25 protein-coding genes are annotated in these 25,013 nt (G+C 60.9%); 13 read left to right on the forward strand and 12 right to left on the reverse strand.

Features of this window, described 5'->3' with window-relative positions; all coding sequences use genetic code 11:
- Positions 1 to 96: 96 nt before the first annotated feature.
- From AWM79_RS13325 to AWM79_RS13335, 3 genes are all read right to left on the reverse strand, one after another.
- The gene (locus AWM79_RS13325; protein ID WP_156430110.1) at positions 97 to 2,211 is read right to left on the reverse strand and encodes a hypothetical protein; all 2,115 of its coding nucleotides are present in this window, start codon (positions 2,209 to 2,211) and stop codon (positions 97 to 99) included.
- Between the two features lie 282 nt (positions 2,212 to 2,493).
- Positions 2,494 to 2,823, reverse strand: a complete 330-nt coding sequence (locus tag AWM79_RS13330; protein WP_017132178.1) for a DOPA 4,5-dioxygenase family protein — start codon at positions 2,821 to 2,823, stop codon at positions 2,494 to 2,496.
- 37 nt (positions 2,824 to 2,860) lie between these two features.
- On the reverse strand, positions 2,861 to 3,811 hold the full coding sequence (locus AWM79_RS13335; RefSeq protein ID WP_060783053.1) for a choline sulfate utilization transcriptional regulator: 951 nt from the start codon (positions 3,809 to 3,811) through the stop codon (positions 2,861 to 2,863).
- A 114-nt stretch (positions 3,812 to 3,925) separates the two neighbouring features.
- Between AWM79_RS13335 and betC the strand changes: the two genes are divergently transcribed.
- From betC to AWM79_RS13350, 3 genes are all read left to right on the forward strand, one after another.
- On the forward strand, positions 3,926 to 5,440 hold the full coding sequence (betC, locus tag AWM79_RS13340; RefSeq protein ID WP_060783986.1) for a choline-sulfatase: 1,515 nt from the start codon (positions 3,926 to 3,928) through the stop codon (positions 5,438 to 5,440).
- A gap of 19 nt (positions 5,441 to 5,459) precedes the next feature.
- On the forward strand, positions 5,460 to 6,380 hold the full coding sequence (gene choX, locus AWM79_RS13345; RefSeq protein WP_060783054.1) for a choline ABC transporter substrate-binding protein: 921 nt from the start codon (positions 5,460 to 5,462) through the stop codon (positions 6,378 to 6,380).
- A 107-nt stretch (positions 6,381 to 6,487) separates the two neighbouring features.
- Positions 6,488 to 8,056 carry a SulP family inorganic anion transporter gene (locus AWM79_RS13350; RefSeq protein ID WP_017132183.1) on the forward strand — a complete coding sequence of 523 codons (1,569 nt, stop codon included), beginning with the start codon at positions 6,488 to 6,490 and terminating at the stop codon, positions 8,054 to 8,056.
- 12 nt (positions 8,057 to 8,068) lie between these two features.
- Here AWM79_RS13350 and aroE read toward each other — a convergent pair whose 3' ends face one another.
- Positions 8,069 to 8,890: a shikimate dehydrogenase gene (gene aroE, locus AWM79_RS13355; protein WP_060783055.1), complete on the reverse strand. Its 822-nt coding sequence runs from the start codon at positions 8,888 to 8,890 to the stop codon at positions 8,069 to 8,071.
- Entirely contained in the window at positions 8,890 to 9,810 is a 921-nt protein-coding gene (hemF, locus tag AWM79_RS13360) for an oxygen-dependent coproporphyrinogen oxidase (RefSeq protein ID WP_017132185.1), read from the reverse strand. Before hemF ends, aroE begins: the two co-directional genes overlap by 1 nt.
- 170 nt (positions 9,811 to 9,980) lie before the next feature.
- On the opposite strand from hemF, the gene AWM79_RS13365 reads away from it, so the two are divergent.
- Entirely contained in the window at positions 9,981 to 10,958 is a 978-nt protein-coding gene (locus AWM79_RS13365; protein ID WP_017132186.1) for an NADPH:quinone reductase, read from the forward strand.
- Between the two features lie 52 nt (positions 10,959 to 11,010).
- On the opposite strand, the gene tsaC is transcribed toward AWM79_RS13365, so the two are convergent.
- The 3 genes from tsaC to AWM79_RS13380 form a co-directional block, all read right to left on the reverse strand.
- The gene (gene tsaC, locus AWM79_RS13370; protein WP_060783056.1) at positions 11,011 to 11,568 is read right to left on the reverse strand and encodes an L-threonylcarbamoyladenylate synthase type 1 TsaC; all 558 of its coding nucleotides are present in this window, start codon (positions 11,566 to 11,568) and stop codon (positions 11,011 to 11,013) included.
- A 47-nt stretch (positions 11,569 to 11,615) separates the two neighbouring features.
- Complete coding sequence (dprA, locus tag AWM79_RS13375; RefSeq protein ID WP_017132188.1) at positions 11,616 to 12,716, reverse strand: DNA-processing protein DprA; 1,101 nt, start codon at positions 12,714 to 12,716, stop codon at positions 11,616 to 11,618.
- Positions 12,717 to 12,821: 105 nt separating this feature from the next.
- Positions 12,822 to 13,844 carry a LysM peptidoglycan-binding domain-containing protein gene (locus AWM79_RS13380; RefSeq protein WP_060783057.1) on the reverse strand — a complete coding sequence of 341 codons (1,023 nt, stop codon included), beginning with the start codon at positions 13,842 to 13,844 and terminating at the stop codon, positions 12,822 to 12,824.
- A 152-nt stretch (positions 13,845 to 13,996) separates the two neighbouring features.
- Here AWM79_RS13380 and def point away from each other — a divergent pair, with 152 nt between their 5' ends.
- The 5 genes from def to AWM79_RS13405 are packed head-to-tail and all read left to right on the forward strand — an operon-like array spanning position 13,997 to position 18,547.
- Positions 13,997 to 14,503, forward strand: a complete 507-nt coding sequence (gene def, locus AWM79_RS13385; RefSeq protein WP_017132190.1) for a peptide deformylase — start codon at positions 13,997 to 13,999, stop codon at positions 14,501 to 14,503.
- A 60-nt stretch (positions 14,504 to 14,563) separates the two neighbouring features.
- A complete protein-coding gene (gene fmt / locus AWM79_RS13390; RefSeq protein WP_060783058.1) occupies positions 14,564 to 15,508 on the forward strand; it encodes a methionyl-tRNA formyltransferase in 945 nt (314 codons plus the stop codon).
- Positions 15,505 to 16,815, forward strand: a complete 1,311-nt coding sequence (gene rsmB, locus AWM79_RS13395; RefSeq protein WP_017132192.1) for a 16S rRNA (cytosine(967)-C(5))-methyltransferase RsmB — start codon at positions 15,505 to 15,507, stop codon at positions 16,813 to 16,815. Before fmt ends, rsmB begins: the two co-directional genes overlap by 4 nt.
- Positions 16,816 to 16,837: 22 nt before the next feature.
- Entirely contained in the window at positions 16,838 to 18,211 is a 1,374-nt protein-coding gene (trkA, locus tag AWM79_RS13400) for a Trk system potassium transporter TrkA (RefSeq protein WP_017132193.1), read from the forward strand.
- 12 nt (positions 18,212 to 18,223) lie between these two features.
- Complete coding sequence (locus tag AWM79_RS13405; RefSeq protein WP_017132194.1) at positions 18,224 to 18,547, forward strand: tetratricopeptide repeat protein; 324 nt, start codon at positions 18,224 to 18,226, stop codon at positions 18,545 to 18,547.
- Here AWM79_RS13405 and AWM79_RS13410 read toward each other — a convergent pair.
- The 3 genes from AWM79_RS13410 to AWM79_RS13420 all read right to left on the reverse strand — a co-directional run bounded on the left by AWM79_RS13410 (position 18,534) and on the right by AWM79_RS13420 (position 20,223).
- Positions 18,534 to 18,662, reverse strand: coding sequence for a hypothetical protein (locus AWM79_RS13410; RefSeq protein WP_017132195.1), 129 nt, complete (start codon positions 18,660 to 18,662; stop codon positions 18,534 to 18,536). The two genes, AWM79_RS13405 and AWM79_RS13410, sit on opposite strands and share 14 nt — an antisense overlap.
- A gap of 76 nt (positions 18,663 to 18,738) precedes the next feature.
- Positions 18,739 to 19,626, reverse strand: a complete 888-nt coding sequence (locus AWM79_RS13415; protein ID WP_017132196.1) for a lysophospholipid acyltransferase — start codon at positions 19,624 to 19,626, stop codon at positions 18,739 to 18,741.
- A 33-nt stretch (positions 19,627 to 19,659) separates the two neighbouring features.
- On the reverse strand, positions 19,660 to 20,223 hold the full coding sequence (locus tag AWM79_RS13420) for a DNA-3-methyladenine glycosylase I (protein WP_060783059.1): 564 nt from the start codon (positions 20,221 to 20,223) through the stop codon (positions 19,660 to 19,662).
- 82 nt (positions 20,224 to 20,305) lie between these two features.
- On the opposite strand from AWM79_RS13420, the gene glyQ reads away from it, so the two are divergent.
- From glyQ to AWM79_RS13440, 4 genes are all read left to right on the forward strand, one after another.
- Complete coding sequence (glyQ, locus tag AWM79_RS13425; RefSeq protein WP_017132198.1) at positions 20,306 to 21,259, forward strand: glycine--tRNA ligase subunit alpha; 954 nt, start codon at positions 20,306 to 20,308, stop codon at positions 21,257 to 21,259.
- On the forward strand, positions 21,256 to 23,310 hold the full coding sequence (gene glyS, locus AWM79_RS13430; protein ID WP_017132199.1) for a glycine--tRNA ligase subunit beta: 2,055 nt from the start codon (positions 21,256 to 21,258) through the stop codon (positions 23,308 to 23,310). The genes glyQ and glyS overlap by 4 nt, the downstream gene beginning before the upstream one ends.
- A gap of 9 nt (positions 23,311 to 23,319) precedes the next feature.
- Positions 23,320 to 23,853, forward strand: coding sequence for a D-glycero-beta-D-manno-heptose 1,7-bisphosphate 7-phosphatase (gene gmhB / locus AWM79_RS13435; RefSeq protein WP_017132200.1), 534 nt, complete (start codon positions 23,320 to 23,322; stop codon positions 23,851 to 23,853).
- 83 nt (positions 23,854 to 23,936) lie between these two features.
- Positions 23,937 to 24,707, forward strand: a complete 771-nt coding sequence (locus tag AWM79_RS13440; protein ID WP_017132201.1) for a lysophospholipid acyltransferase family protein — start codon at positions 23,937 to 23,939, stop codon at positions 24,705 to 24,707.
- 151 nt (positions 24,708 to 24,858) lie between these two features.
- Here the strand turns inward: AWM79_RS13440 and AWM79_RS25000 are convergent, their stop codons facing one another.
- Positions 24,859 to 24,996, reverse strand: a complete 138-nt coding sequence (locus AWM79_RS25000; RefSeq protein ID WP_017132202.1) for a hypothetical protein — start codon at positions 24,994 to 24,996, stop codon at positions 24,859 to 24,861.
- Positions 24,997 to 25,013 lie beyond the last annotated feature (17 nt).

The following is a 25,013-nucleotide window of genomic DNA, read 5'->3' on the forward strand; positions in this document are numbered from 1 at the left end:
AACAAGGAAGAGGGCACTATCAATGATAATGCCCTCTTCCCACCTTTTTACTCTTCCTGAATATGAACAGTCCTGAACAGATCCGTCACGCTACATTCAGGCTTTGTCGCGGTTCTCAACCTCGCTCCGTGGTTGCCCTATCTGAGTCAGTAATTTATTGAGTTCATGACTCTGGCTAAGACTTCTGTAGATATTCCGGCCAAACCAGCCCACCACCGCAACAGACAACCCGACAATCAAAGCAACACCCACTGGACCTGCGATCACTGCGGGTAACGCCACCAACGCCAGGGTCGACACGCCCGCCACGGCGGCACCGATTGCGATGTTTTTCACCGTGGGCTTGAATGGGCGCACGATGATCGACTTCAGCATCCCTTTGATACCCATCGGCTTGGGCAGCAGCTCCGTTACCTTCTCTTGTATCGGCTGGGCGGCCTTTTGCAAAACCTGCTCCAACTCGGCAGGTTGCAGTTGCAGATGCTCCGCATGACGATGCGTGCGTATCTTGTCGAGGTCAGCGGCAGATTGTTTGGAGAGAACAGCCAGTTCCCGAGCAAGTTTGAGTTTGCCGTGCAGGCTATCGGAAGGTGTCGCCTGTCGCAGTTTATCCAGCTTTTTTTCGTAACGCTGGAGCACATCTCCGTAGTTGCTTAACACTTTTTGCTTGATGCGACCGGCAAAATCGAGTTGCAGCGCCTGGAAATCCGTCGAAAGTCCCACCACCGCTTTTTCACCGAATCGACTCTTTACCTCATGTATATCGGCCTTATGCTGTGCTTGCGCGACCCGATGCAAATCACTCAAGTTATCATTGATATTAATGATATTGTCCACCGACCTACCGAGGCTTTTTCCCTGAAAATAATCGGGCGGAGAAAAAGACGAGACGGCCTTAGCCATACCCTCGACAAAAGCTTTTTCGTAGCTGAAAACAACGCTTCGGAGCACCTGCTGGAAGTTTTCCTCGGCTTTGCCGTTAATCTGACCGGCAGTCTCCGCCCCTATGCTGTCGGGGTAGATATTCCTGCCTTTCATCTCTTTCGCGTACTCGTCGTGCGCCTTCCTCAAATGCTTTTCGAGCATTGTCTTGGTCCTCACCGCCACCGCTTGTGGTTCATGTTGGCGATGGATACGCTCCAGGTTTTCGAACATTTTTCCTCGAAGCTTTTCCCCGGTCGCTGCCACTTCGTTATTGAAACGACCTAGCCGTTCGCCTGTTTTCACCCGACGAAAAAAGCGCGCAAGCGCATCACCGAAACCACTGTCATTGAGCGACAGGTTGCTGTTCTCCGCCAGCTTCTGCGCCGATAACCGTGCCTGGTCCTGGTCCTTCTCCACGCGACCGTAATGGGCAATCAGCTCATCCAACAAGCCCTCGGGCACAGGTTCGTCACGGCGTAGCGGGTCACTGAAATGCTCAAGGACATCGGTCATGGCCTTGCGCTTCATGTCCACGACAGCCCCCTTGCCCGGGCGATGCAAGTCGGGCTCGGCAGCCTTCCTGATGATCCGCTCATGGGCACCATCGTCGAGCAGGCGATAGCCCGCGCCGGCGAAGTCGAAATGGGTCAGCAACGTATAGAAACTGCCCTTTACCTTGTGCAGCGGCTTGAATGCCTGCAGCATTTGCTGAAATTCTTCTTTGCTGGGAGGTTCACCCTTCCATTCCACGGCCTCTTTTCCCTTTTCGCCCTTCATGATCAGGAATTGGGCGAGGGCCGGAGTCTGGTTGATGTCCTTGCTCAACTTATCAACGTGCCTGCTATTGTTGCTGCTCTGAAAAGAGCCGTCGCTACGGGTTCTCAGGTACGTATTGATCATCTGAATGAAAGCCAGGGGAGCCCCGAACGTTACGTCAAGCCGTGGTGCGGACGGCAACACCTCCTGCAAGCCGGCGGCGGTGCTATCGGCCGTGTCGGTTTCGTTCTCGAAGGGGTTGAGTGCTTGCGAAGAGGTCTCGGCGGCGTCTACGAAGGGATTGATGCCGTCCGGGTATTCGTCGACCTTGCCCGCGAAGGGATTGAGATCTTCCGGATAGGCGCTGCCATTCATAGGCACTTTGTTGAAAGTGTCTGACTTCGGTGACGCGCAAACCTCGATGCCGCTACTGGAGTTGCCAACACGCACAGTCTTCGTTGCCAGCGTAGTATTTCCGGGCTTCTCTACCCAAGCTGAAGGCAACAATATTTCCTTATTGGTAATACGCATGGATCATGGGCTCTCGCTCGAAAAAAATAATTCGAGCGCATCCACATCCTTGCAACTATCACAATTCGCGCATGTAAATCAGAGTAATTCAGGTCTAGCGAAATTGTTTTCCCTGCGAGAGGGCTTAAATAGAGTTTCTTGTTTCCCAGTAAATAATGAACGCATTTAAAATACTCCGCAGGAAAGGCACTACAGCTCATTCGAAATACTATTTACCGGGGCCGATAACTCGTTGTCCTGCAATTTGCCGGCAAGTTCGGCGTCTACAGGAGGTAGCGGAGGTCACCGAAATATCGACAAGTCCAGCGGCCGTACCGCTCCCATCCAGATCGCATGGTCGCTGTGATCTGCCCGGTCATCGCCGGTCAACGGGTGCAGGAACACCACCAGGCCCTTGCGATGAAGCGCCAGCCACGGCAAGACCTCGCCCAGATACTCGGCGTCGAAGGCCAACTGACAGCTCCAGTCCGGATGCGGACCTACCGGGCGCTGGTGCATGCGTCCCATCTGCAACGCAAATGTCGCCGCCGCCCGCTCACACAATTCGCGCGCCTGATCGACCGTCGAGGCATCGAAATAGACATGGGCGTGGTAGCCCTTGATACGTTGCATACCGCCCTCTTTCGTTGATCCTGGGAATGACTCAACGCTACAGCGCAATCGACGGCGATCCCAGCTCCACCAACGATTGCGCGCTGCCGGCCTGCTCGGCCATCAACCAGTCGAAGAAGCGCCGGATCAATGGCCCACGGCGCTTGCGCGGTGGCAGCACCACATAGTAACCGAAGCTCGAAAGCACTGTCTCGTCGAGCGGTCGGCATAACAATCCCTGCTCCAGCAAGTTGTCCACAAGGTGCCGCCAGCCGATGGCCACGCCCCGGCCACCGATTGCCGCCTGGATCAGCAAGGTGTAGTTGTCGAAACGCAATTGCCCCGGCGCCGGCGCCGTGGTGAGGCCCAGCTCGCGAAACACTCCGCTCCAGTCGAACCACTGACTGCTGCTCTCGCCCTTCAGGTGCAACAACGGAAACTCCAGCAGACTCTCGACGGGTAATGGTCGCACGCGCCCGTTGAGCAATTGCGGGCCGCACACCGGGAACACTTCCTCGCTGAACAACCAATGGCTTTCGCCTTGCTTGAAACGCCCCTGGCCAAACAGCACCGCCACGTCGATATCGGTGCGCAGCATGTTGTGGCTGCGCTCGCTGGTTACCAGGCTGACATCGACCTGCGGATTGGCCGCGTGGAAGCGGTGTAGGCGCGGCATCAGCCAGTAGGCGGCAAAGGCGAAATCGGTGGCGACCTGTAACACCTCATGCTGACGGTGGGCGGTCACTGCGCTCAGGCCACTGTCGATGCTCAGCAACCCGGCCTGCACCTGCTCGAACAGGATCGAGCCGGCCTCGGTCAGTTCGATGCCACGGTAGATACGGTCGAACAGGCGCGTCACCAGTTGTTGTTCCAAGCGCTTGATCTGCTGACTGATGGCTGGCTGGGTGGTGCCCAGTTCCGCCGCCGCCGCGGTAAAGCTGCGATGACGAGCCGCCGCTTCGAAAACCCGGAGCATGTCCAGGGACTGGTCGCCCAATGCATCAAACATAAGCTGTACTTATCCTAGTCATTGTCTGGCATGGGCTTTACCGCAAATTGCACGGGGCACATGCTGGATCGCAGCACTATCGCATAACAATTGACTATGGAATGCCGCGACATCATGAAGCGCAAGAACATTCTTTTCATCATGGCCGATCAAATGGCCGCGCCCCTGTTGCCGTTCTACGGACCCTCACCGATCAAACTGCCCAATCTCGACCGCCTGGCCGCCGCCGGCGTGGTATTCGATGCCGCCTACTGCAACAGCCCGCTGTGCGCTCCTTCGCGTTTCACCCTGGTCAGCGGCCAGTTGCCGAGCAAGATCGGCGCCTATGACAACGCCGCCGATTTCCCCGCCGACGTGCCGACCTATGCTCACTACTTGCGCCGCCTGGGCTACCGCACCGCATTGTCGGGCAAGATGCATTTCTGCGGGCCGGACCAACTTCACGGTTATGAGGAGCGCCTGACCAGCGACATCTACCCAGCCGACTACGGCTGGGCAGTCAACTGGGACGAGCCAGACGTGCGCCCCACTTGGTATCACAACATGTCCTCGGTGCTACAGGCCGGGCCTTGCGTGCGCACCAATCAATTGGATTTCGACGAGGAGGTGGTGTTCAAGGCCCGGCAGTACTTGTTCGATCATATCCGCGAAGACGGCGACCGACCGTTCTGCCTGACCGTCTCGATGACTCACCCCCACGACCCGTACAGCATTCCCAAGGCGTTCTGGGACCTTTACCGCGACGAGGATATCCCGCTGCCGCACACTCCGGCCCAGAACAGTCTCGATCCGCATTCCCAACGCCTGCTCAAGGTCTACGATCTGTGGGACAAGCCGCTACCCGTGGACAAGATCCGTGACGCCCGCCGAGCCTATTTCGGTGCCTGTAGTTACATCGACCATAATGTCGGCAAGCTCCTGCAGACGCTGGAAGAGACCGGCCTGGCCGCCGACACCGTGATCGTATTCTCCGGCGATCACGGCGATATGCTCGGCGAGCGCGGCCTCTGGTACAAAATGCACTGGTTCGAGATGGCCGCTCGCGTCCCGCTACTGATCAGCGCACCGGGGCAATTCGCCGCCGGACGGGTCAGCGCCGCGGTTTCCACCGCCGACCTGTTGCCGACCCTGGTGGAGCTGGCCGGTGGCACCCTGAATGGCCAATTGCCGCTGGACGGCCGCTCGCTGGTGCCGCATCTGCGAGGCGAGGGTGGACACGATGAAGTGTTCGGCGAGTACATGGCCGAAGGCACCATCAGTCCGCTGATGATGATTCGCCGTGGCGCCTACAAATTCATCTACAGCGAAGACGACCCCTGCCTACTCTTCAATCTCCATAACGATCCTCGCGAAGAGCGAGAGCTCAGTCAGTCAGCGGAGCATCAGGCACTGTTCAACGATTTTCTGGTCGAAGCCCGGGCGAAATGGAATATCCCGGCGATCCACCAGCAAGTGCTCGCCAGTCAGCGCCGCCGGCGTTTCGTCGCCGACGCCCTGACCCTCGGAAAGCTCAAGAGCTGGGACCATCAGCCGATGGTGGACGCCAGTCAGCAATACATGCGCAACCACATCGACCTCGACGATCTGGAGCGCAAGGCTCGTTATCCACAACCCTGCCAAAACCAATAACACATACAAGGGGAAAGCCATGAAGAAGTTATCCACAGCGCTGACCGCCGGGCTGCTGGCCATAAGCAGCCTGGGCGCCTACGCCGAACCGAGTTGCGACACGGTGAAGATGGCCGACCCCGGCTGGAGCGATATCGCCGCGACCAACGCCATTGCCAGCCTGCTGCTCGACGGCCTGGGCTATAAGGCCAAGGTCGACACCCTGGCGGTGCCGATTACCTACGGCGGCCTCAAGGACGGCCAGGTCGATGTCTTTCTCGGCAACTGGATGCCGGCGCAGCAGGGCTTCTACGACAAGTTCGTCGCCAGCGGCGATGTCACGCAATTGGCGAAGAACCTCGAAGGCACCGAATTCACCCTGGCGGTCCCGGACTATGTTTGGGAAGCGGGTGTGCATGACTTCGCCGATCTGGCCAAGTACGCCGACCAATTCGACAAGAAGCTCTATGGCATCGGCTCCGGCGCGCCGGCCAACGCTTCGCTGGCGGAGATCATCAAGAAGAACGAATTCGACCTGGGCCAGTGGAAACTGGTGGAGTCCAGCGAACAGGCCATGCTCGCCGAGGTGGCCCGATCGGTGAAGAAGCAGAAGTTCGTGGTCTTCCTCGGCTGGACCCCACACCCGATGAACGTGCAGATCAAGCTGCATTACCTCAAGGGCGGCGAGAAATATTTCGGCGACACCGGCAGCGTCTATACCGTGACTCGCAAGGGTTATGCACAGGCCTGTCCGAACGTCGGCAAACTGCTGAACAACCTGAGCTTCACCCAAGACATGGAAAACAGCATCATGGCCGAGGTGGCGACCAAGAAGCTGAGCAACACCGAGGCGGCCAGGGCCTGGATCAAGGCCAATCCGGCGGTACTGGACAGGTGGCTGAAGGACGTCAAGACCGTGGATGGGCAGGATGGCTTGCCAGTGGTGAAGGCGAAGCTCTGAGCCCGCGCCGCTGTGAAATCCGCCACAATCCGTGACGAGGGCTCGGCTTCTCGCGCCTGTCACACTCATACTGCACCCTGACGCCGACTCAACCCACCGAGAGACCCATGGGCTGGACCAATCGCCACAGATTCCTACCATTTCTCAGTTGGCTGCCTCGGCAAACCCGCGCCAGCGTCAGCCGTGACCTGGTGGTGGGACTGAGCGGCGCCATCCTCGCGCTGCCCCAATCGGTCGCCTACGCCCTGATCGCCGGCCTGCCGCCTGAATATGGGCTGTACGCAGCCATTATTCCGGTGTTGATCGCCTGCCTCTGGGGCTCGTCGTGGCACCTGATCTGCGGTCCCACCGCCGCGATCTCCATTGTTCTGTTTGCTAGCGTCAGCCCACTGGCGGTGCCCGCCAGCCAGGACTACATCACTCTGATTCTGCTGCTGACCTTTATCGCCGGCATCTTCCAGTGGCTGCTGGGCATACTGCGTTTCGGCGCTCTGGTGAACTTCGTTTCCCATTCGGTGGTGCTCGGTTTCACCCTCGGCGCCGCCGTGGTCATTGCCCTGGGGCAGTTGCCCAACCTGTTGGGCATCGAGGTGGTAAACCAGGCAACCGCCCTCAACAGTCTGCTGGCGCTGGTACGGCATGCCGATAAGTTGGACCGAGCGTCGATGGCCCTCGGGCTCGGCACGCTGCTGTTGGGCCTGGTGCTCAAGGCGCTGCTGCCGCGCTGGCCGAGCTTGCTGATCACCCTGGTACTCGCCAGCCTATTGGTCTGGCTGTGGCCAGGGATGTTCGGCCATGTGCAATTGGTCAAGGGCTTCACCGGGCACCTGCCGCCATTCAGTCCGTTGCCACTGGACGTCGAGACCGTCCTGCGGCTGGTGCCCAGCGCCGTCGCGGTGGGCATGCTGGGGCTGGTGACCAGCCTGTCGATTGCCCGCTCGCTGTCCGCACGCTCCCAGCAATTGCTCGATGCCAACCAGGAGGTGCGCGCTCAGGGCCTGTCGAATATCGTCGGTAGCCTGTTTTCCGGTTACCTGTCCGCCGGCTCATTCACTCGCGCCGCCCTGAGCTACGAGGCCGGGGCCAGCTCGCCGCTGGCCGGGGTGTTCTCAGCATTATGGGTAGCGTTATTCGCGGTGTGCGGCTCGGCGCTGATCACCCATATTCCGATTCCGGCCATGGCCGGCAGCATTTTGCTGATCAGTTGGGGCCTGGTGGATCACCGGGGTATCCGCGCCTTGTTCCGGGTCAGCCATGCCGAGTTTGCGGTGATGGCCCTGACCTGCATGGCCACCTTGCTCCTGGAGCTGCAGACAGCGATCTATGCCGGGGTCCTGGCGTCGCTGTTCTTCTACCTCAAACGCACCTCACAGCCACGGGTGCAGCATTGGCGCAACGGTGATGAGGATGTGTTGCGGGTCGGCGGATCGATCTTCTTCGGCGCCAGCCATTACTTGCAGGTGCGCCTGCAACGGCTACACGGTCCACGGGTCGTGATCGAGGCGCAGCACATCAACTTCATCGACTATTCCGGGGTAGAGATGCTGCACCAGGAAGCCCGCAGGCTGGCAAGGGACGGGCGCAGCCTGACCTTGAGAAAGGCACGGGCACCCGTGGTCGAGGAACTGGTCAAGCTGGAGGGTGTGGATAAGTGCCCGATCCGCTTTGAGGAGTAAGTCAGGCGGTACTCAGAGCGCCAGCAAGCGCCGCAACTCCGCCAGCACTGGTGCGGTATCCGGGCGCACGCCACGCCACAGCAAAAAAGCTTCCGCCGCCTGCTCAGCCAACATGCCCAGCCCATCCATCGCTACCGCCGCGCCGTGTTCGCTGGCCCACCGACAGAACGCGGTCGGCTCCTTGCTGTACATCATGTCGTAGCAGAAGGTCTGGCCCGGCTCGATCAGGCTCGGCGCAATCGGCGGCACCTCGCCCGACAGGCTGGCCGAGGTGGCGTTGATGATCAGGTCCACCGGTTCGCGCAGCCAATCAAAGCCGCTGGCGGACAATGGCCCCAGGTCGGCGAATTCTTCGGCCAGATACTCGGCTTTCTCGACGGTGCGATTGGCGATGATCACCGACGCCGGCCCTTGCGCCAGTAGTGGCTCCAGTGCTCCACGTAAGGCGCCACCGGCCCCCAGTAGCAGGATACGCTTGTCCCGCAGGCTGAAGCCGGCATTGACCGTCAGGTCGCGGACCAGTCCGGCGCCATCGGTGTTATCACCCAACAGGCTGCCATCGGCCAGCTTGCTCAAGGTATTCACCGCGCCGGCCCGCCGCGCCCGTGCCGTCAGGTCGTCGGCCAGGCGAAAGGCTTCTTCCTTGAACGGCACCGTGACATTGGCCCCGCGACCGTCCTGGAAGAACGTCAGGGCGCAGCCGGAAAAATCATCCAGTGGCGCCAGCAGGGTGCTGTAGTCCAGTTGCTGGCCGGTCTGCTCGGCGAACAGACGGTGAATCAACGGCGATTTGCTGTGGCCGATAGGGTTGCCGAAGACGACATAGCGATCCATCAGGCCTGACCCCGCGCCAGCCAGTCGCGGTCCTGCAGGAAGTACTCGGTCAATCGAGCCTCGTCGCTGCCTGGAGTCGCTTTCCAGTCATAGCCCCAGCGCACTTGCGGCGGCAGCGACATCAGGATCGATTCGGTACGCCCGCCCGATTGCAGGCCGAACAGGGTGCCACGGTCATAGACCAGGTTGAACTCCACGTAGCGCCCACGACGGAATTCCTGGAACTCACGCTGTTTTTCGGTCCAGGCCGTCGCCTTGCGCCGCTGGACAATCGGCAGATAGGCATCGATATAGGCATCCCCGATGGCGCGCATGAAGGCGAAGCTGGTGTCGAAGTCCCATTCGTTCAGATCGTCGAAGAACAGACCGCCGATGCCCCGTGGCTCGTTGCGGTGCTTGATATGAAAATAACTGTCGCACCAGGCCTTGTAGCGCGGGTAGACATCCGCCCCGAACGGCGCGCAAGCCTGCTCGGCAACACGGTGCCAATGCACGCAATCTTCCTCGTTGCCGTAGTAGGGGGTCAGGTCGAAGCCGCCACCAAACCACCAGACCGGCTCTTCACCGGCCTTTTCAGCGATAAAGAACCGCACATTGGCATGGGAGGTCGGTATATGAGGGTTATGCGGATGGATCACCAGGGACACCCCCAGCGCCTCGAAACCGCGCCCGGCCAGTTCGGGCCGGTGAGCGCTGGCGGACGACGGCAGACCGCTGCCGAAGACATGGGAGAAGTTCACGCCGCCTTTCTCGATGACCCTGCCGTTTTCGATCACCCGGGTCCGACCACCGCCGCCGGCAGGACGGGTCCAGGCGTCTTCGACGAATCGCGAACCCGCGTCTTCGGTTTCCAACGTAGCGCAGATACGGTCTTGCAGGTCGAGCAGATAGGCTTTAACGGCCTCGGTGCGGGTAGTCATGGCATCACCTTGAATCGGGCAAAGCTACGCGGCACATCGCGTGGCGGGCGGCAAAGGGCAGGTAGCATAACACCGCCCTTGTCACCGTCGCAGTTGACGAAGATCAAACGAAGGAGTCCGATAGGCCCTTCGCGCAGCCTCAAGACGAAAACTGCCCAAGGAGAGTATCGATGGCCAAACGCATCCAGTTCCGTGCCCATGGCGGCCCCGAAGTCCTCGAATATGTCGACTACACCCCCGCCGAGCCGGGACCACAGCAGGTACGAATACAGAACAAGGCCATCGGCCTGAACTTCATCGACACCTACTGGCGCAGCGGTCTGTATGCACCGCCGAGCCTGCCTTCCGGGCTGGGCGGCGAGGGCGCGGGCATCGTCGAGGCAGTGGGCAGCGACGTTACCCAGTTCAAGGTCGGCGACCGCGTGGCCTATGGCACCGGGCCGTTGGGGGCCTACAGCGAGTTTCACCTGTTGCCGGCGGCCCACCTGGTGAAATTGCCGGAGCAGATTAGCTTCGAACAGGCGGCGGCGGTCATGCTCAAGGGCCTGACAGTGCAATACCTGCTGCGCCAGACTCATGAGCTCAAAGCCGGCGAAACCGTGCTGTTCCACGCCGCAGCCGGCGGTGTCGGGGCACTGGCCTGCCAATGGGCCAAGGCCATCGGAGCGAAGCTGATCGGTACTGTGAGCTCGGCGCAGAAGGCAGCCTATGCCAAATCCCTCGGTGCCTGGGAAACCATCGACTACAGCCACGAAGACGTGGCGCAACGAGTGCTGGAGCTGACGGATGGCAAGAAGGTCCCGGTGGTCTATGACGGTGTCGGCAGGGACACCTGGCTGACCTCCCTCGACAGCCTGGCGCCACGGGGCCTGTTGGTGAGTTTCGGCAACGCCTCGGGCGCGGTGGACGGCGTCAACCTGGGAATCCTGGCGGCAAAGGGCTCGCTGTATGTGACCCGACCGACCCTCGGCAGCTACGCCAGCAACCCGCAACAACTGCAGGCCATGGCCGATGAACTGTTCGGGATGATTATCGGTGGTCAGTTGAAAATCGAGATCGGCGCTCATTACGCCTTGGCCGAAGCGGCCAAGGCGCAGACCGAGCTGTCGGCGCGGCGGACTACAGGATCGACGGTGTTGTTGCCTTAGTTTTGCACGAACTTGTGGCGAGTAGGCTTGCACCCTCGCCACAGGGTTCAGCTCAAGCCGGGCGTACCACCTTGCCGGTCGCCAGGTCACGGATCAGGCTCGGGTTCTTGCGCCCACCGAGATTGCCGCCCAGCACCCAGTCGAGCTGACTGCGGAAATATTGCTCCACTCGCAACCGGCTTTTCGCCGCAGGCCGTCCCTGTGGGTTGGCAGAGGTGGAAATCAGCGGTCCCACCAACGAACACAAATCCCGCACCAACGGATGATCGCTTACCCGCAGCGCCACGGTGTCGTGCTGGCCAGTCACCCACTCCGGCAACAGATCCTGGTGCGGCACCAGCCAGGTGTTGGGTCCCGGCCAGGTGCTGGCCATGCGATCGAGCCAGGCTTGCGGAAAGTCCTCGAACAGGAAATCGAACTGGCGGATATTGTCGGCGACCAGGATCAGCCCCTTGTCCACTGAACGATTCTTGATCGCCAGCAGCCGATCCACCGCCTCTTCGTTCCAGGGATCGCAGCCCAGGCCCCAGACCGCTTCGGTTGGATAGGCAATCACCGCTCCCGCGCGAACTTCTCGTGCGGCTTCTTGCACACGCCAACTTTTGACCATCGCTTGTTCTCCGGATTCAACGCCGCTCGCAGTTTACTCAAGTAAGGCTATCTCATGCGAGCTAACCAGCGTCCGCCTTCGTTGGCAATCCGGCCCTCCAGTTCCAGCTCGGTCAGGCTCGCCAGTACTCGCGACAGGTTCCAGCCACAGGCCAGTGCCAACCCTTCGCTGGTGTGCGGAGCCGCGTGCAGCAAGGCCAGCAGCGGGTGATCGGAGGCGGCGGGCGGCTCGCTGGCGGCAACCCGCTGCCAGCCCCGCAGGTTCTGCAGGATATCCTCGACCGTCTCCACCAACACCGCGCCATCGCGAATCAATTGATGACAGCCCCGCGCACCGGGATGGTGAATGGAACCGGGAATTGCATAGACCTCACGCCCCTGTTCTGCGGCGAGCCGGGCGGTGATCAGCGAGCCACTGGCAACACTGGCCTCCACCACCAGTACGCCAAGGGATAAACCGCTGATGATCCGGTTGCGGCGGGGGAAGTTACCGGGATGCGGCGCGGTATCCAACGGGAACTCGGAAATCACCGCGCCGCCCTGGTCGATCATCGCTCGCGCCAGCGCCCTGTGTCGCTGTGGATAAAAATTCTCGAGGCCGGTACCGAGCACGCCGATTGTCAGCCCGCCGATGTCCAACGCGGCTTGATGGGCCGCTCCGTCGATCCCCAGGGCAAGGCCGCTGGTGATGACAAAACCAGCACCGGCCAGGCTTCGGGAGAAGGCCGTGGCGGTATCCATGCCCGGCTTCGAGGCACGTCGGCTACCGACCAGCGCCAACTGCGGCTTGTCCAGAACCGCCGGGTCGCCGGCCACGAACAGCAACGGCGGGGCATCGTCCACTTCGGCCAACAACGCCGGGTAATCGATCTGGTCCCACATCAGTAAATGCTGGTTCGAACGCTCTAGCCAGTCCAATGCAGCGCTGGCGCCATCACGCACGACAGGGCTGCGGCGAGCCTCGGCGCAGCGTGCGGGCAAGCCCAACGAATGCCAGGCAGCGGCGGGCGCACTCAGGGCACCAGAGGCCGAGCCAAAAGCTTCGATCAGCTTGCGAAAGCGCCTGGAACCGATATCCGGAAGGCGATGCAAGCGCAGGCGAGCTTCCAGCTCCGCCGGCGAGGGGAGGGTATTCACAGAGAGCGACATTCAATCATCCTTGATCCAGGGCGGTCGCGATTCGGCAGGAATATCCTGTGGATAACTCTGTGAGTAATCTGTTTAGCTAACTAACGGAACTCGCCCGAAAAGCCATTACGGATTGCGCACCTTGTCCAGCACCGCCAGCGACCGCGTGGCATTGAGTACCAAACCATAGCTGAGCTTTTCATAGGTGCGGAACACCATCAGCAGGCCCGAGCGCTCGTCGGGAATCTTCACCGGCTGGCCGGTGATCCGGTCGCGAACCGTCTCACCGGTCTTGAACACCGCCAGGATGTTGCCTTCCGCCAGCCCGTCACGACGCCCTTTGTCGATCGTGACCACATCCATGACCCCAATCTGTGTAACACCTCGTGGTACATCTATGATCACGCCACTGACCGGCGCTTGGGGAGCACTGGGCATGAAAGTCGAGGTGATCGGTCGCTCTTCGCTGACGAACAGCCGGTCGCCGAGGCGAACTTCCTCGGTGGTCCGGCGCAGCATCAGGGTGCCGACATCGCCCTCGGTCGCCAGCAACTCGCCCGTGCCGACATCCTGGGCGTTGATGCCAAGGAATTCCTTGGTCCGTGGGTCGCTGTAGGCCTTGCCCTCGCGGAACAGTCCGTACACCGAATGCGTCGAATCGAACACGCCGCGGGCATAGACCCGATCGCCCATGCCGCTAAGCACCCGCTCGTTGCTGCCGGCCAGGATATACGGGGCTTGCTTGAAGTCCTCGGGGCTGTCGACGATGCGGTTGCTCAGCAAGAACGCATTGATCTTTTCCAACGGAATGCTGGGGATTGCGTCCGCCACCGGCGAACTGCGCACCTGCGGCACCAGCTTGATAGTACCGCGAGAGGCACCACGCTCGACGACCAGTCGCGGTTGGCCGTCGACAAACTGCAGTGTCAGGATGTCGCCTGGGTAGATCAGGTCCGGATGGGCGATCTGTGGGTTGGCATGCCAGATTTGCGGCCATTTCCAGGGCTCACGGAGAAACTTAGCGGAAATGTCCCAAAGTGTGTCGCCACGCACCACGGTGTAGCGCTGTGGATAACCGTCCTTGAGTTGCACTTGCGCCTGCACGACACCGGTAAAGGCCAACAGCAGGGCGAGTAGTGTTTTCCTCATGCAGTGAATCCCTTTATTATGTACCTTCGCGTGAAACGCCGGAGCTTCGTAGCTCGCTCCCAAGGAGAACGTTTTACAACGGTAGCCGAATCCCGCCGGGACATTTGGGCAGCCGTCTCTGACTTTACCTCACATGTGCAGCAAATACGCCTATGGCCATTTTAAACATCCTCGAATTTCCAGACGCGCGCCTGCGCACCATCGCCAAACCCGTGGCCGTGGTGGACGACAAGGTGCGGCAACTGATCGATGACATGTTTGAAACAATGTATGAAGCCCCCGGCATCGGCCTGGCGGCAACCCAGGTCAACGTGCACCAGCGTATCGTGGTCATGGACCTGAGCGAAGACCGCAGCGAGCCCCGGGTGTTCATCAACCCCGAGTTCGAACCGCTGACCGACGAAACCGGCGAGTATCAGGAAGGCTGCCTGTCGGTGCCGGAGTTCTACGAGAACGTCGAACGTCCGCTCAAGGTCAGGATCAAGGCCCAGGACCGTGACGGTCAGCCTTACGAACTGGTTGCCGATGGCCTGCTGGCGGTGTGCATCCAACACGAATGCGACCACCTCAACGGCAAGTTGTTCGTCGATTACCTGTCCACGCTCAAGCGTGATCGGATCAAGAAGAAGCTGGAAAAGAAACATCGCCAGAACGCCTGATCCCTTCATCCCAAAGGCTTGCCACGGCAAGCCTTTTCTTTTTCAAGCGAGCTTTCATTTATGACTGAGCCATTGCGCATCGTCTTCGCCGGCACTCCCGAGTTCGCCGCCGAACACCTCAAGGCCCTGCTCGGCAGCCCTTACCAGATTGTCGCGGTCTACACCCAGCCGGATCGCCCGGCCGGTCGCGGACAGAAGCTGATGCCCAGCCCAGTCAAGCAGCTTGCCCTGGAACATGGCATTGCCGTCCTGCAACCGCCCACCCTGCGCAACGCCGATGCCCAGGCCGAACTGGCGGCGCTCAAGCCAGACCTGATGGTGGTGGTCGCCTATGGCCTGATCCTGCCGCAGGTGGTCCTGGATATCCCGCGCCTGGGCTGCATCAACAGCCACGCCTCCCTGCTGCCGCGCTGGCGCGGTGCGGCGCCGATCCAGCGCGCGGTGGAAGCCGGCGACAGCGACAGCGGCGTGACGGTGATGCGCATGGAGGCTGGCCTCGACACCGGGCCGATGCTACTCAAGAGCGTCACCCCGATCAGCGCAGAGGACACCGGTGGCAGCCTGCACGACCGCCTCGCCGAACTCGGCCCACCGGCGGTCCTGCAAGCCATCGCCGGCCTGGCCGCCGGAACCCTTGGTGGCGAAGGCCAGGACGACAGCCTGGCCACCTACGCCCACAAACTGAACAAGGACGAGGCGCGCATCGATTGGAACCGCCCGGCGGTCGAGCTGGAACGACGGATTCGTGCGTTCAATCCCTGGCCAATCTGCCACAGCAGCCTCAACGGCGAAACGGTGAAAGTCCTCGCCGCCAGCGTGGCCGAAGGCCGAGGCCAGCCGGGCGAAATCCTCGCTGCCAGCAAGGACGGCCTGCTCGTCGCCACCGGCAAAGACGCCCTGTGCCTGACCCGCCTGCAACTACCCGGCGGCAAGGCCCTGAATTTCAGTGACCTGTTCAACAGCCGCCGCGAGAAATTCGCCCTCGGCACGGTGCTCGGCCAATGAACCCGCGTCTGGCCGCCGCCAAGGCTCTGGCCGCCGTGCTCAACGGCAAGGCCTCACTCAACAGTTCGTTGCCGCTGCAACTGGACAAGGTCGAGGTCCGCGACCGTGGCCTGACCCAGGACCTGGCGTTCGGCACCGCCCGCTGGCAGCCACGCCTGTCGGCGCTGGCGCTCAAGCTGCTGCAGAAACCCTTCAAGGCCGCCGACGCCGATGTCGAGGCGCTGCTGCTGGTCGGTCTCTACCAGTTGCTCTATACCCGCATCCCGGCCCACGCCGCCATCGGCGAGACCGTCGGTTGCGCCGAAAAACTGAAAAAGCCCTGGGCCAAGGCCCTGCTCAATGCCGTGCTGCGTCGCGCACAGCGAGAAAGCGAGGCACTACTGGCCGAGCTGGAACACGACCCGGTGGTGCGTACCGCCCACCCGCGCTGGCTACAGAAATCCCTGAAGGCCTTCTGGCCCGAGCAATGGGAAACCCTCTGTGCGGCGAACAACGCCCACCCACCGATGATCCTGCGGGTCAACCGCCGCCACCACAGCCGCGATGCCTACCTCAAGCTGCTGACCGATGCCACGGTTGCCGCCCGGCCTTGCGATTACAGTCGGGACGGCATTGTCCTTGCCCAAGCCTGCGACGTGCGCAACCTGCCGGGCTTTGCCGAAGGCTGGATCAGCGTCCAGGACGAAGCCGCGCAACTGGCCGCCGGGCTGCTGGACCTGGCTCCCGGTCAACGGTTGCTGGACGCTTGTTGTGCCCCTGGCGGCAAAACCTGCCATATCCTCGAAGCCGAGCCGCGACTGGCCAGCGTGGTCGCCCTCGACCTGGAGGCCAAGCGCCTGGTACGGGTACGCGAAAACCTCGAGCGTCTGGGCCTGGACGCCGAGTTGATCGCCGCCGATGGCCGAGACACCGCGACCTGGTGGGACGGCAAGCCGTTCCAGCGAATCCTTCTGGACGCACCGTGTTCGGCCACCGGAGTGATCCGTCGCCATCCGGATATCAAGCTGACCCGCCAACCCGACGACATCGCCGCCCTGGCCACCCTGCAAGGCGAACTGCTGGACGCGATGTGGACCACCCTGGACGTCGGCGGCATTCTGCTCTATGCCACCTGTTCGACCCTGCCGACGGAAAATACCGAGGTGATCGAGGCGTTCCTGGCTCGCACCCCGGGTGCCCGCGAGCTGGATATCGCCGGCCCGTTCGGCATCAAGCAGCCTCACGGTCGCCAACTGCTGGCCCAGGAAGGTGGCCACGACGGTTTCTACTACGCCAAACTGATCAAGATCGCTGCCGTGCGCGGCTAACCGGGTTGAACGGAGTCATCCGATGAAAATCATCATTCTCGGCGCGGGACAGGTCGGCGGTACCCTGGCCGAGCATCTGGCCAGCGAAGCCAACGACATCACCGTGGTCGACACCGACGGCGAGCGCCTGCGTGACCTCGGCGACCGCCTGGATATCCGTACCGTGCAGGGTCGGGCCTCGTTCCCGACGATTCTCCGTCAGGCCGGCGCGGATGATGCCGACATGCTGGTGGCGGTGACCAACAGCGACGAAACCAATATGGTCGCCTGCCAGGTCGCTCACACCCTGTTCCACACACCCACCAAAATCGCCAGGGTACGCGAGTCGGCCTACCTGACCCGCGCCGGCCTGTTCGACAACGACGCGATCCCGGTGGACGTCCTGATCAGTCCCGAGCAAGTGGTCACCCATTACATCAAGCGTTTGATCGAGCACCCTGGCGCCTTGCAGGTGATCGACTTCGCCGATGGCAAGGCCCAACTGGTGGCAGTCAAGGCCTATTACGGCGGGCCACTGGTGGGCCAGCAGCTACGCCAGTTGCGTGAGCACATGCCCAATGGTGATACCCGCGTGGCGGCGATCTTTCGCCGCGACCGGCCAATCATGCCTAAGGGCGATACCGTGATCGAGGCCGATGACGAGGTGTTCTTCATCGCGGCCAAGGCACATATCCGCGCAGTGATGAGCGAGATGCGCCGGCTCGACGAAAATTACAAGCGCATCGTCATCGCCGGCGGCGGACAAATCGGCGAGCGTCTGGCCGAAGCCATCGAAAGCCGCTATCAGGTGAAGATCATCGAGATGAACGCGGCACGCTGCCGTCATCTGTCCGATACCCTCGACAGCACCGTGGTCCTGCAAGGCAGCTCCTCGGACCGCGACCTGCTGATGGAAGAGAACATTAACGACGCCGACCTGTTCCTGGCCCTGACCAACGACGACGAGGCCAATATCATGTCCTCGCTGCTGGCCAAGCGGATGGGGGCGAAGAAGGTCATGACCATCATCAACAACCCGGCCTATGTCGACCTGATCCAAGGCGGCGATATCGACATCGCCATCAGCCCCCAGTTGGCGACCATCGGCACTTTGCTCGCCCACGTGCGGCGTGGCGATATCGTCAGCGTGCACTCCTTGCGCCGGGGCGCGGCGGAAGCCATCGAGGCGATTGCCCATGGCGATGCAAAGTCGAGCAAGGTGATCGGCCGGACCATCGAGGAGATTGCACTGCCGCCTGGAACCACCATCGGTGCGATCATCCGCGACGAAGAAGTGCTGATCGCTCATGGCGATACAATGATCCAGACCGGCGACCATGTGATCCTGTTCCTTGTGGATAAAAAATATATCCGCGATGTGGAGAAGCTGTTCCACGTCGGTCTGAGTTTTTTTTAAAGGGAATCCCCGATGCTCGAATCACTGGAAAAAATGCTCGCCAAGGGTGTGGATAACGCCCTGCTGCGCTTCGGCCTGGGCAAGGGTTACCTGGATCTTGGCAACAACGCCGAGGCCGCCGAACACCTGCAACGCTGCGTGACCCTGGACCCCAAGTATTCCGCCGCCTGGAAACTATTGGGCAAGGCCTATCAGGCCGCTGGCGACACCGACGCGGCGAAACAGGCCTGGGAACAGGGACTGGACGCTGCTCGTGCCCATGGCGACAAGCAAGCGGAAAAGGAAATGACGGTGTTTCTGAAGAAACTGGAAAAAGCCGCACTCAAAGATCAATAAAACGCAGGTGCTGCACGTACACACCCTTGCAGGACAGATGGCGCGTGCGTGCCAGGCACTCACCCATGCTGGGGTGCACGATCTTGATACGCAGGTCATGCTTGTGATCGGACATCTATTGCGTCCTTGGCTAACGCCGCTGTGGATAAATCGCTGGCGATTTTATCCACAGCTCGCGCCAACGAGGTGTTTCAGTACCAGCGCTGTTCACCCACCGGGCGCTTCTTGAAGCGCTTCATGCTCCACATGTACTGGCTCGGATAAGCCCGCACATAACGTTCGACCACCTGGCTCATGGCCGCCGCCGAAGTCTCTGTGTCGGCGCTGTACATGGCTTCTGGAGCGGCTTCGAGAATCACCTTGAAGCCCGAACCGTCGGGCAGGCGTAGCGCATGCAGGAACACCCCGACCGCCTTGCCGCCGGCCAGCATGTTGGGCACGAACTTGCTGGTCAAGGCCATGGTGCCCAGGAACGGCACGAAGATCCCAGCGGACTCGGCCGGCTCAGGATCGGCGGGAATGCCCACCGCGCCACCTTTGCGCACTTCCTTGATGACGCTGAGAATGCCTTCCTTGGTCGAGGCCGCCACCCGGTTACCCAGTTGCACCCGCTGTTTGCGCAGCAGTTCATCGACCGCCTTGAGCTTGGGCGGACGGTAGAAAATGATCGGCTTGCACTGGTTGCAGTAGAAGTGATTGAGTACTTCCCAGTTGCCCAGGTGGCTGGTGATACCGACCACGCCCTTGCCCGAGGCCAGGGCGTCCTTGAGCACCTCGAGGCCTTCGACTTCGCGCACCAGGTCGATGGAGCGCTGGGCCGGCCAAATCCACGCGCAGGCGCTCTCGGTCAGGGACTTGCCGATATCCTTGAGGCTCTGCCCGACCAGTTGCTCGCGGGCCAGCGGATCGAGCTCGGGAAAACACTTCGCCAGATTGATCCGCACCACCTCGCGGGAACGGTTGGGCAGCTTCCACATCAGCCAGCCGATGGTCGCGCCGACACGCTGCACGGCACGCCAGGGCAACAGCGCAAACAACCGCAACGCGCCCACCAACATGGCGCCTTTAAACTTTTCCACAGATCACTCCCGATGTGCTCACTCGTCAGCCGGCTATTGTAGCCCCAGCCCGGCCAGCTCGGCATAGCGATGACAATCGGTGGTATGGTCCATGACCATCCCCGACGCCTGCATGAAGGCGTAGCAGATGGTCGGCCCGACAAAGCTGAAACCGAGTTTCTTCAAAGCCTTGCTCATGGCTTGGGCCTCGGGCGTGACGGCCGGAACCTCGCTACGGTCCTTGAAGTGATGAGTCAGCGTCAGGCCGCCGACAAAGGACCAGAGCAGGGCCACCGGGTCCTTCGTCTTCAGCCAGGCCTGGGCGTTGCGCCGGGCGGCATTGAGCTTCAGGCGATTGCGCACGATCCCGGGATCGTGCATCAGGGTCTCGATGTAATCGTCGCTCATTGCCGCGATTTTGCTCATATCGAAACCGAACAGGACCTTGCGATAGTGCTCGCGTTTTCTCAGGATCGTGATCCACGAGAGCCCGGCCTGGAACCCTTCGAGCAGAAGTAACTCGAACAGTCGTTGCTCGTCGCGCAACGGTACGCCCCACTCCTGATCGTGATAGTCCATGTACAAAGGCTCGTCGTTACACCAAAAGCAGCGTGGCATAAGGCTCCCAGGGGGTGGAGGCGCGACCGAATCGGGTATACTCCCGCCTTTTGAATCGCAGCCCAAGTAACAGGTGAATTTCGTGAGCCAGCCTACGCCAGCCGTGCGTACCTTCCAAGACTTGATCCTCGCCCTCCAGCAATACTGGGCTGAGCAAGGTTGTGTGGTACTTCAGCCCTACGATATGGAAGTAGGCGCCGGCACTTTTCATACCGCCACGTTCCTGCGCGCCATCGGCCCGGAAACCTGGAATGCCGCCTACGTACAACCCAGCCGCCGCCCGACTGACGGCCGCTACGGCGAAAACCCGAATCGCCTGCAGCACTACTACCAGTTCCAGGTGGTCCTGAAGCCGAACCCGGAAAACTTCCAGGAACTGTACCTGGGCTCCCTCAAGCACGTCGGCCTCGACCCGTTGGTGCACGACATCCGTTTCGTCGAAGACAACTGGGAATCGCCGACCCTCGGCGCCTGGGGCCTGGGCTGGGAAGTCTGGCTCAACGGCATGGAAGTCACCCAGTTCACCTACTTCCAGCAAGCCGGAGGCATCGAGTGCTACCCGGTGACCGGCGAAATCACCTATGGCCTCGAACGCCTGGCGATGTACCTGCAAGGTGTCGATTCGGTCTACGACCTGGTCTGGGCCGACGGTCCGTTCGGCAAGGTGACCTATGGCGATGTGTTCCACCAGAACGAAGTGGAGCAGTCGACCTACAACTTCGAACACGCCAACGTCGAGAAGCTGTTCGAACTGTTCGATTTCTATGAAAGCGAAGCCAAGCGCCTGATCGAACTGGATCAGCCGCTGCCGTTGCCGAGCTATGAAATGGTCCTCAAGGCTTCGCACACCTTCAACCTGCTGGACGCGCGCCGGGCAATTTCGGTGACCGCACGCCAGCAGTACATCCTGCGGGTGCGCACCCTGGCGCGTGCCGTCGCCCAAGCCTACCTGCTGGCCCGTGCCAAGCTGGGCTTCCCGATGGCGACCGAGGATTTGCGTGATGAAGTGTTGGCTAAGTTGGAGGCGGCACAATGAGTGCGCAAGATTTTCTGGTAGAACTGGGCACTGAAGAACTGCCACCCAAGGCCCTCAATACCCTCGCCGAGGCGTTCCTCGCCGGTATTGAAAAAGGCCTGCAGGCTGCCGGCTTGAGCTTTGCAGCCAAGCAGGTCTACGCCGCGCCACGGCGTCTGGCCGTATTGCTGACCCAATTGCAGACTCAGCAACCGGACCGCAGCATCAATCTCGATGGCCCGCCACGCCAAGCCGCCTTCGATGCCGAAGGCAACCCGACCCAGGCCGCCCTGGGCTTTGCCAAGAAGTGCGGCGTCGAACTGAACGAAATCGACCAGAGCGGACCGAAACTGCGCTACAGCCAGAACATCCCCGGCAAGCCGACCGCCAGCCTGTTACCGACCATCGTCGAAGACTCGCTGAACGACCTGCCGATTCCCAAGCGCATGCGCTGGGCTGCGCGCAAGGAAGAATTCGTGCGTCCCACCCAATGGCTGGTGATGCTGCTCGGTGACCAGGTCATCGACTGCACCATCCTCGCCCAGAAGGCCGGTCGCGATTCCCGTGGTCATCGTTTCCATCATCCGCAAAGCGTGCGTATCGGCTCGCCGGCCAGCTACCTCGACGACCTGCGTGCCGCCTACGTGCTGGCCGATGCCAACGAGCGTCGCGAACTGATCAGCCGGCGTACCACGGAGCTGGCGACCCTGCAAGAAGGCACCGCGATCGTACCGCCGGCCCTGCTGGACGAAGTCACCGCCCTGGTCGAATGGCCGGTGCCACTGGTGTGCGCGTTCGAAGAGCGTTTCCTTGATGTACCACAGGAAGCCCTGATCACCACCATGCAGGACAACCAGAAGTACTTCTGCCTGCTGGATGTCGAAGGCAAGTTGCTGCCGCGTTTCATCACGGTCGCCAACATCGAGAGCAAGGACCCGCGGCAGATCGTCGCCGGCAACGAGAAGGTCGTGCGCCCACGCCTGACCGACGCCGAGTTCTTCTTCAAGCAGGACAAGAAGCACAAGCTTGCCGACTTCAATCTGCGCCTGCAGAACGTGGTGTTTCAAGAAAAACTGGGCAGCGTCTACGACAAGGCCGAACGCATCTCCAAGCTGGCGGCGTTTATCGCTCCACGCATCGCGGGCAACGCTCAGCACGCGGCACGCGCCGGCCTGTTGTCCAAGTGCGACCTGGCGACCGAAATGGTCGGCGAGTTCCCCGAAATGCAAGGTATCGCCGGTTACTACTACGCCCTCAATGACGGCGAGCCAGAAGATGTCGCCCTGGCCCTGAACGAGCAGTACATGCCGCGCGGTGCCGGTGCCGAACTGCCGACAACCCTGACCGGTGCGGCAGTGGCGATTGCCGACAAGCTCGACACGCTGGTGGGCATCTTCGGTATCGGCATGCTGCCGACCGGCAGTAAGGACCCCTATGCTCTGCGTCGTGCCGCCCTGGGCGTACTGCGAATCCTGATCGAGAAGAAACTCGACCTCGACTTGATCGAAACCGTGGCCTTCGCCGTCAGCGCTTTCGGTGCCAAGATCAAGGCCGCCGGCCTGGCCGAGCAGGTGTTGGAGTTTATCTTCGACCGCCTGCGTGCCCGTTATGAAGACGAAGGCGTGGACGTCGCTACTTACCTGTCGGTCCGTGCCCTGAAACCAGGTTCAGCGCTGGATTTCGACCAGCGCGTACAAGCGGTGCAGACATTCCGCCAATTGCCGGAAGCCGCCGCGTTGGCGGCGGTGAACAAGCGGGTATCGAACTTGCTGAGCAAGGCCGAGGGCAGCATCGCCGCTACGGTGGAGGCGAAATACTTCGACAACGCCAACGAATTCTCGCTCTACTCGGCGATCCAGCAAGCGGACCAGGCCGTCCAGCCAATGGCTGCGGCGCGCCAGTACAACGAAGCGCTGGCACGCCTGGCTGCCCTGCGCGAGCCGGTGGATGCGTTCTTCGAAGCGGTGATGGTCAATGCCGAAGACGCCAAGGTGCGAGCCAACCGTTATGCGCTACTGGCACGCCTGCGGGGTCTGTTCCTCGGCGTCGCCGATATTTCGCTGCTGGGCTGAGGGCCGGTTTTGAAGCTGCTGATTCTCGATCGGGACGGCGTGATCAATTACGACTCCGACGCTTACATCAAGTCGCTGGAGGAGTGGATTCCACTTCCCGGCGCCATCGAAGCCATCGCACAGATGAGCCGTGCCGGTTGGACGGTAGCCGTCGCTACCAACCAGTCCGGCATTGCTCGCGGCTACTACGATCTCGCGACCCTGGATGCCATGCACGAGCGCCTGCGTTCGTTAGTGGCGCAACAAGGTGGCGAGCTCGGACTGGTCGTGTATTGCCCCCATGGCCCGGACGAGGGTTGCGATTGTCGCAAGCCCAAGCCGGGCATGCTCAGGACCATCGCCGCGTATTACGGTGTCCAACTGTCTAGGCTATGGTTTGTTGGAGACAGCCTGGGTGACTTGGAAGCCGCCAGCGCCGTCGATTGTCAGCCAGTTTTGGTTAAGACCGGTAAAGGCGAGAAGACATTGGGCAAAACCCTGCCGGTGGGCACTTTGATTTTTGACGATCTGGCGGCGGTGGCCGCTGAACTTATCCACAATTAGCGCTTCTCTGACTTCCTGACCAAGGACTGTTCGGGGGTGCACTTATTAACAGCCGGGCAATGCCCGCAACGGTAAATGCCGCTATGTCGATCCTGCAGGCCATCAGAACCTTTTTCTTTTACCTGCTGCTGGGCACCAGTTCGCTGTTGTGGTGCTCCCTGAGCTTTTTTATTGCCCCGTTCCTGCCGTTCAAGGCCCGTTATCGCTTCATCAATGTCTATTGGTGCCGCTGTGCCTTGTGGCTGACCAAGGTATGCCTGGATATCCGGGTCGAGATCAAAGGTGCGGAGAATGTTCCCGAGCGCCCTTGCGTAATTCTGTCGAACCACCAGAGCACCTGGGAAACGTTCTTTCTGTCGGCCTATTTTTCGCCGCTGAGCCAGGTGCTCAAGCGTGAGTTGCTGTATGTACCGTTCTTCGGCTGGGCCATGGCCATGCTGCGGCCGATCGCCATTGACCGGGACAACCCAAAAGCGGCGCTCAAGCACGTGGCGAAGAAGGGCGATGAGCTGCTCAGGGATAACGTCTGGGTGCTGATCTTCCCGGAGGGCACCCGCGTGCCCTTCGGCACCGTCGGCAAGTTTTCCCGGGGCGGTACAGCGCTGGCCGTAAACGCCGAGCTCCCGGTGCTACCGATTGCTCACAACGCCGGCAAGTTCTGGCCGAAAACCGGCTGGGCCAAAAAAACCGGCACCATCACCGTGGTGATCGGCGCACCGATGTTCGCCGAAGGCACTGGCCCACGAGCCATTGCCGAGTTGAACGAGCGGGTTCAGGCCTGGAACGAAAATGCCCAGCGCGACATGGGTTCACTGCCGTCGCAAACGGTGGCGGAAACGCCGAGTGCCGCCTGATGTTTTGTGGATAACTTGTGCACAAAATTTTTATTTCTTTCTAAAAAATACTCTAAGTATCTGATTTATATACTTATTTTTCTATATTATTTTTTTATGAAAATCGTGCATAAGTTTTTCTTGGCGATAAAAAAACCGGCGCTAATGCCGGTCAGTTTTCCAGCACCTCGAATGAAGTCTCTCCTTCGCCAATCGGGCCTTTATCACAGCGCATGGTCGCCGCGTGTACCTGACCGCGCCCCAAGGCCATACCACCTAAAATGACGAGGATGAGGTTCAAGGTTTTCATACAGCATTTCCTTGAGG

The organism is Pseudomonas agarici (genome assembly GCF_001543125.1).
Classification (GTDB): domain Bacteria; phylum Pseudomonadota; class Gammaproteobacteria; order Pseudomonadales; family Pseudomonadaceae; genus Aquipseudomonas; species Aquipseudomonas agarici.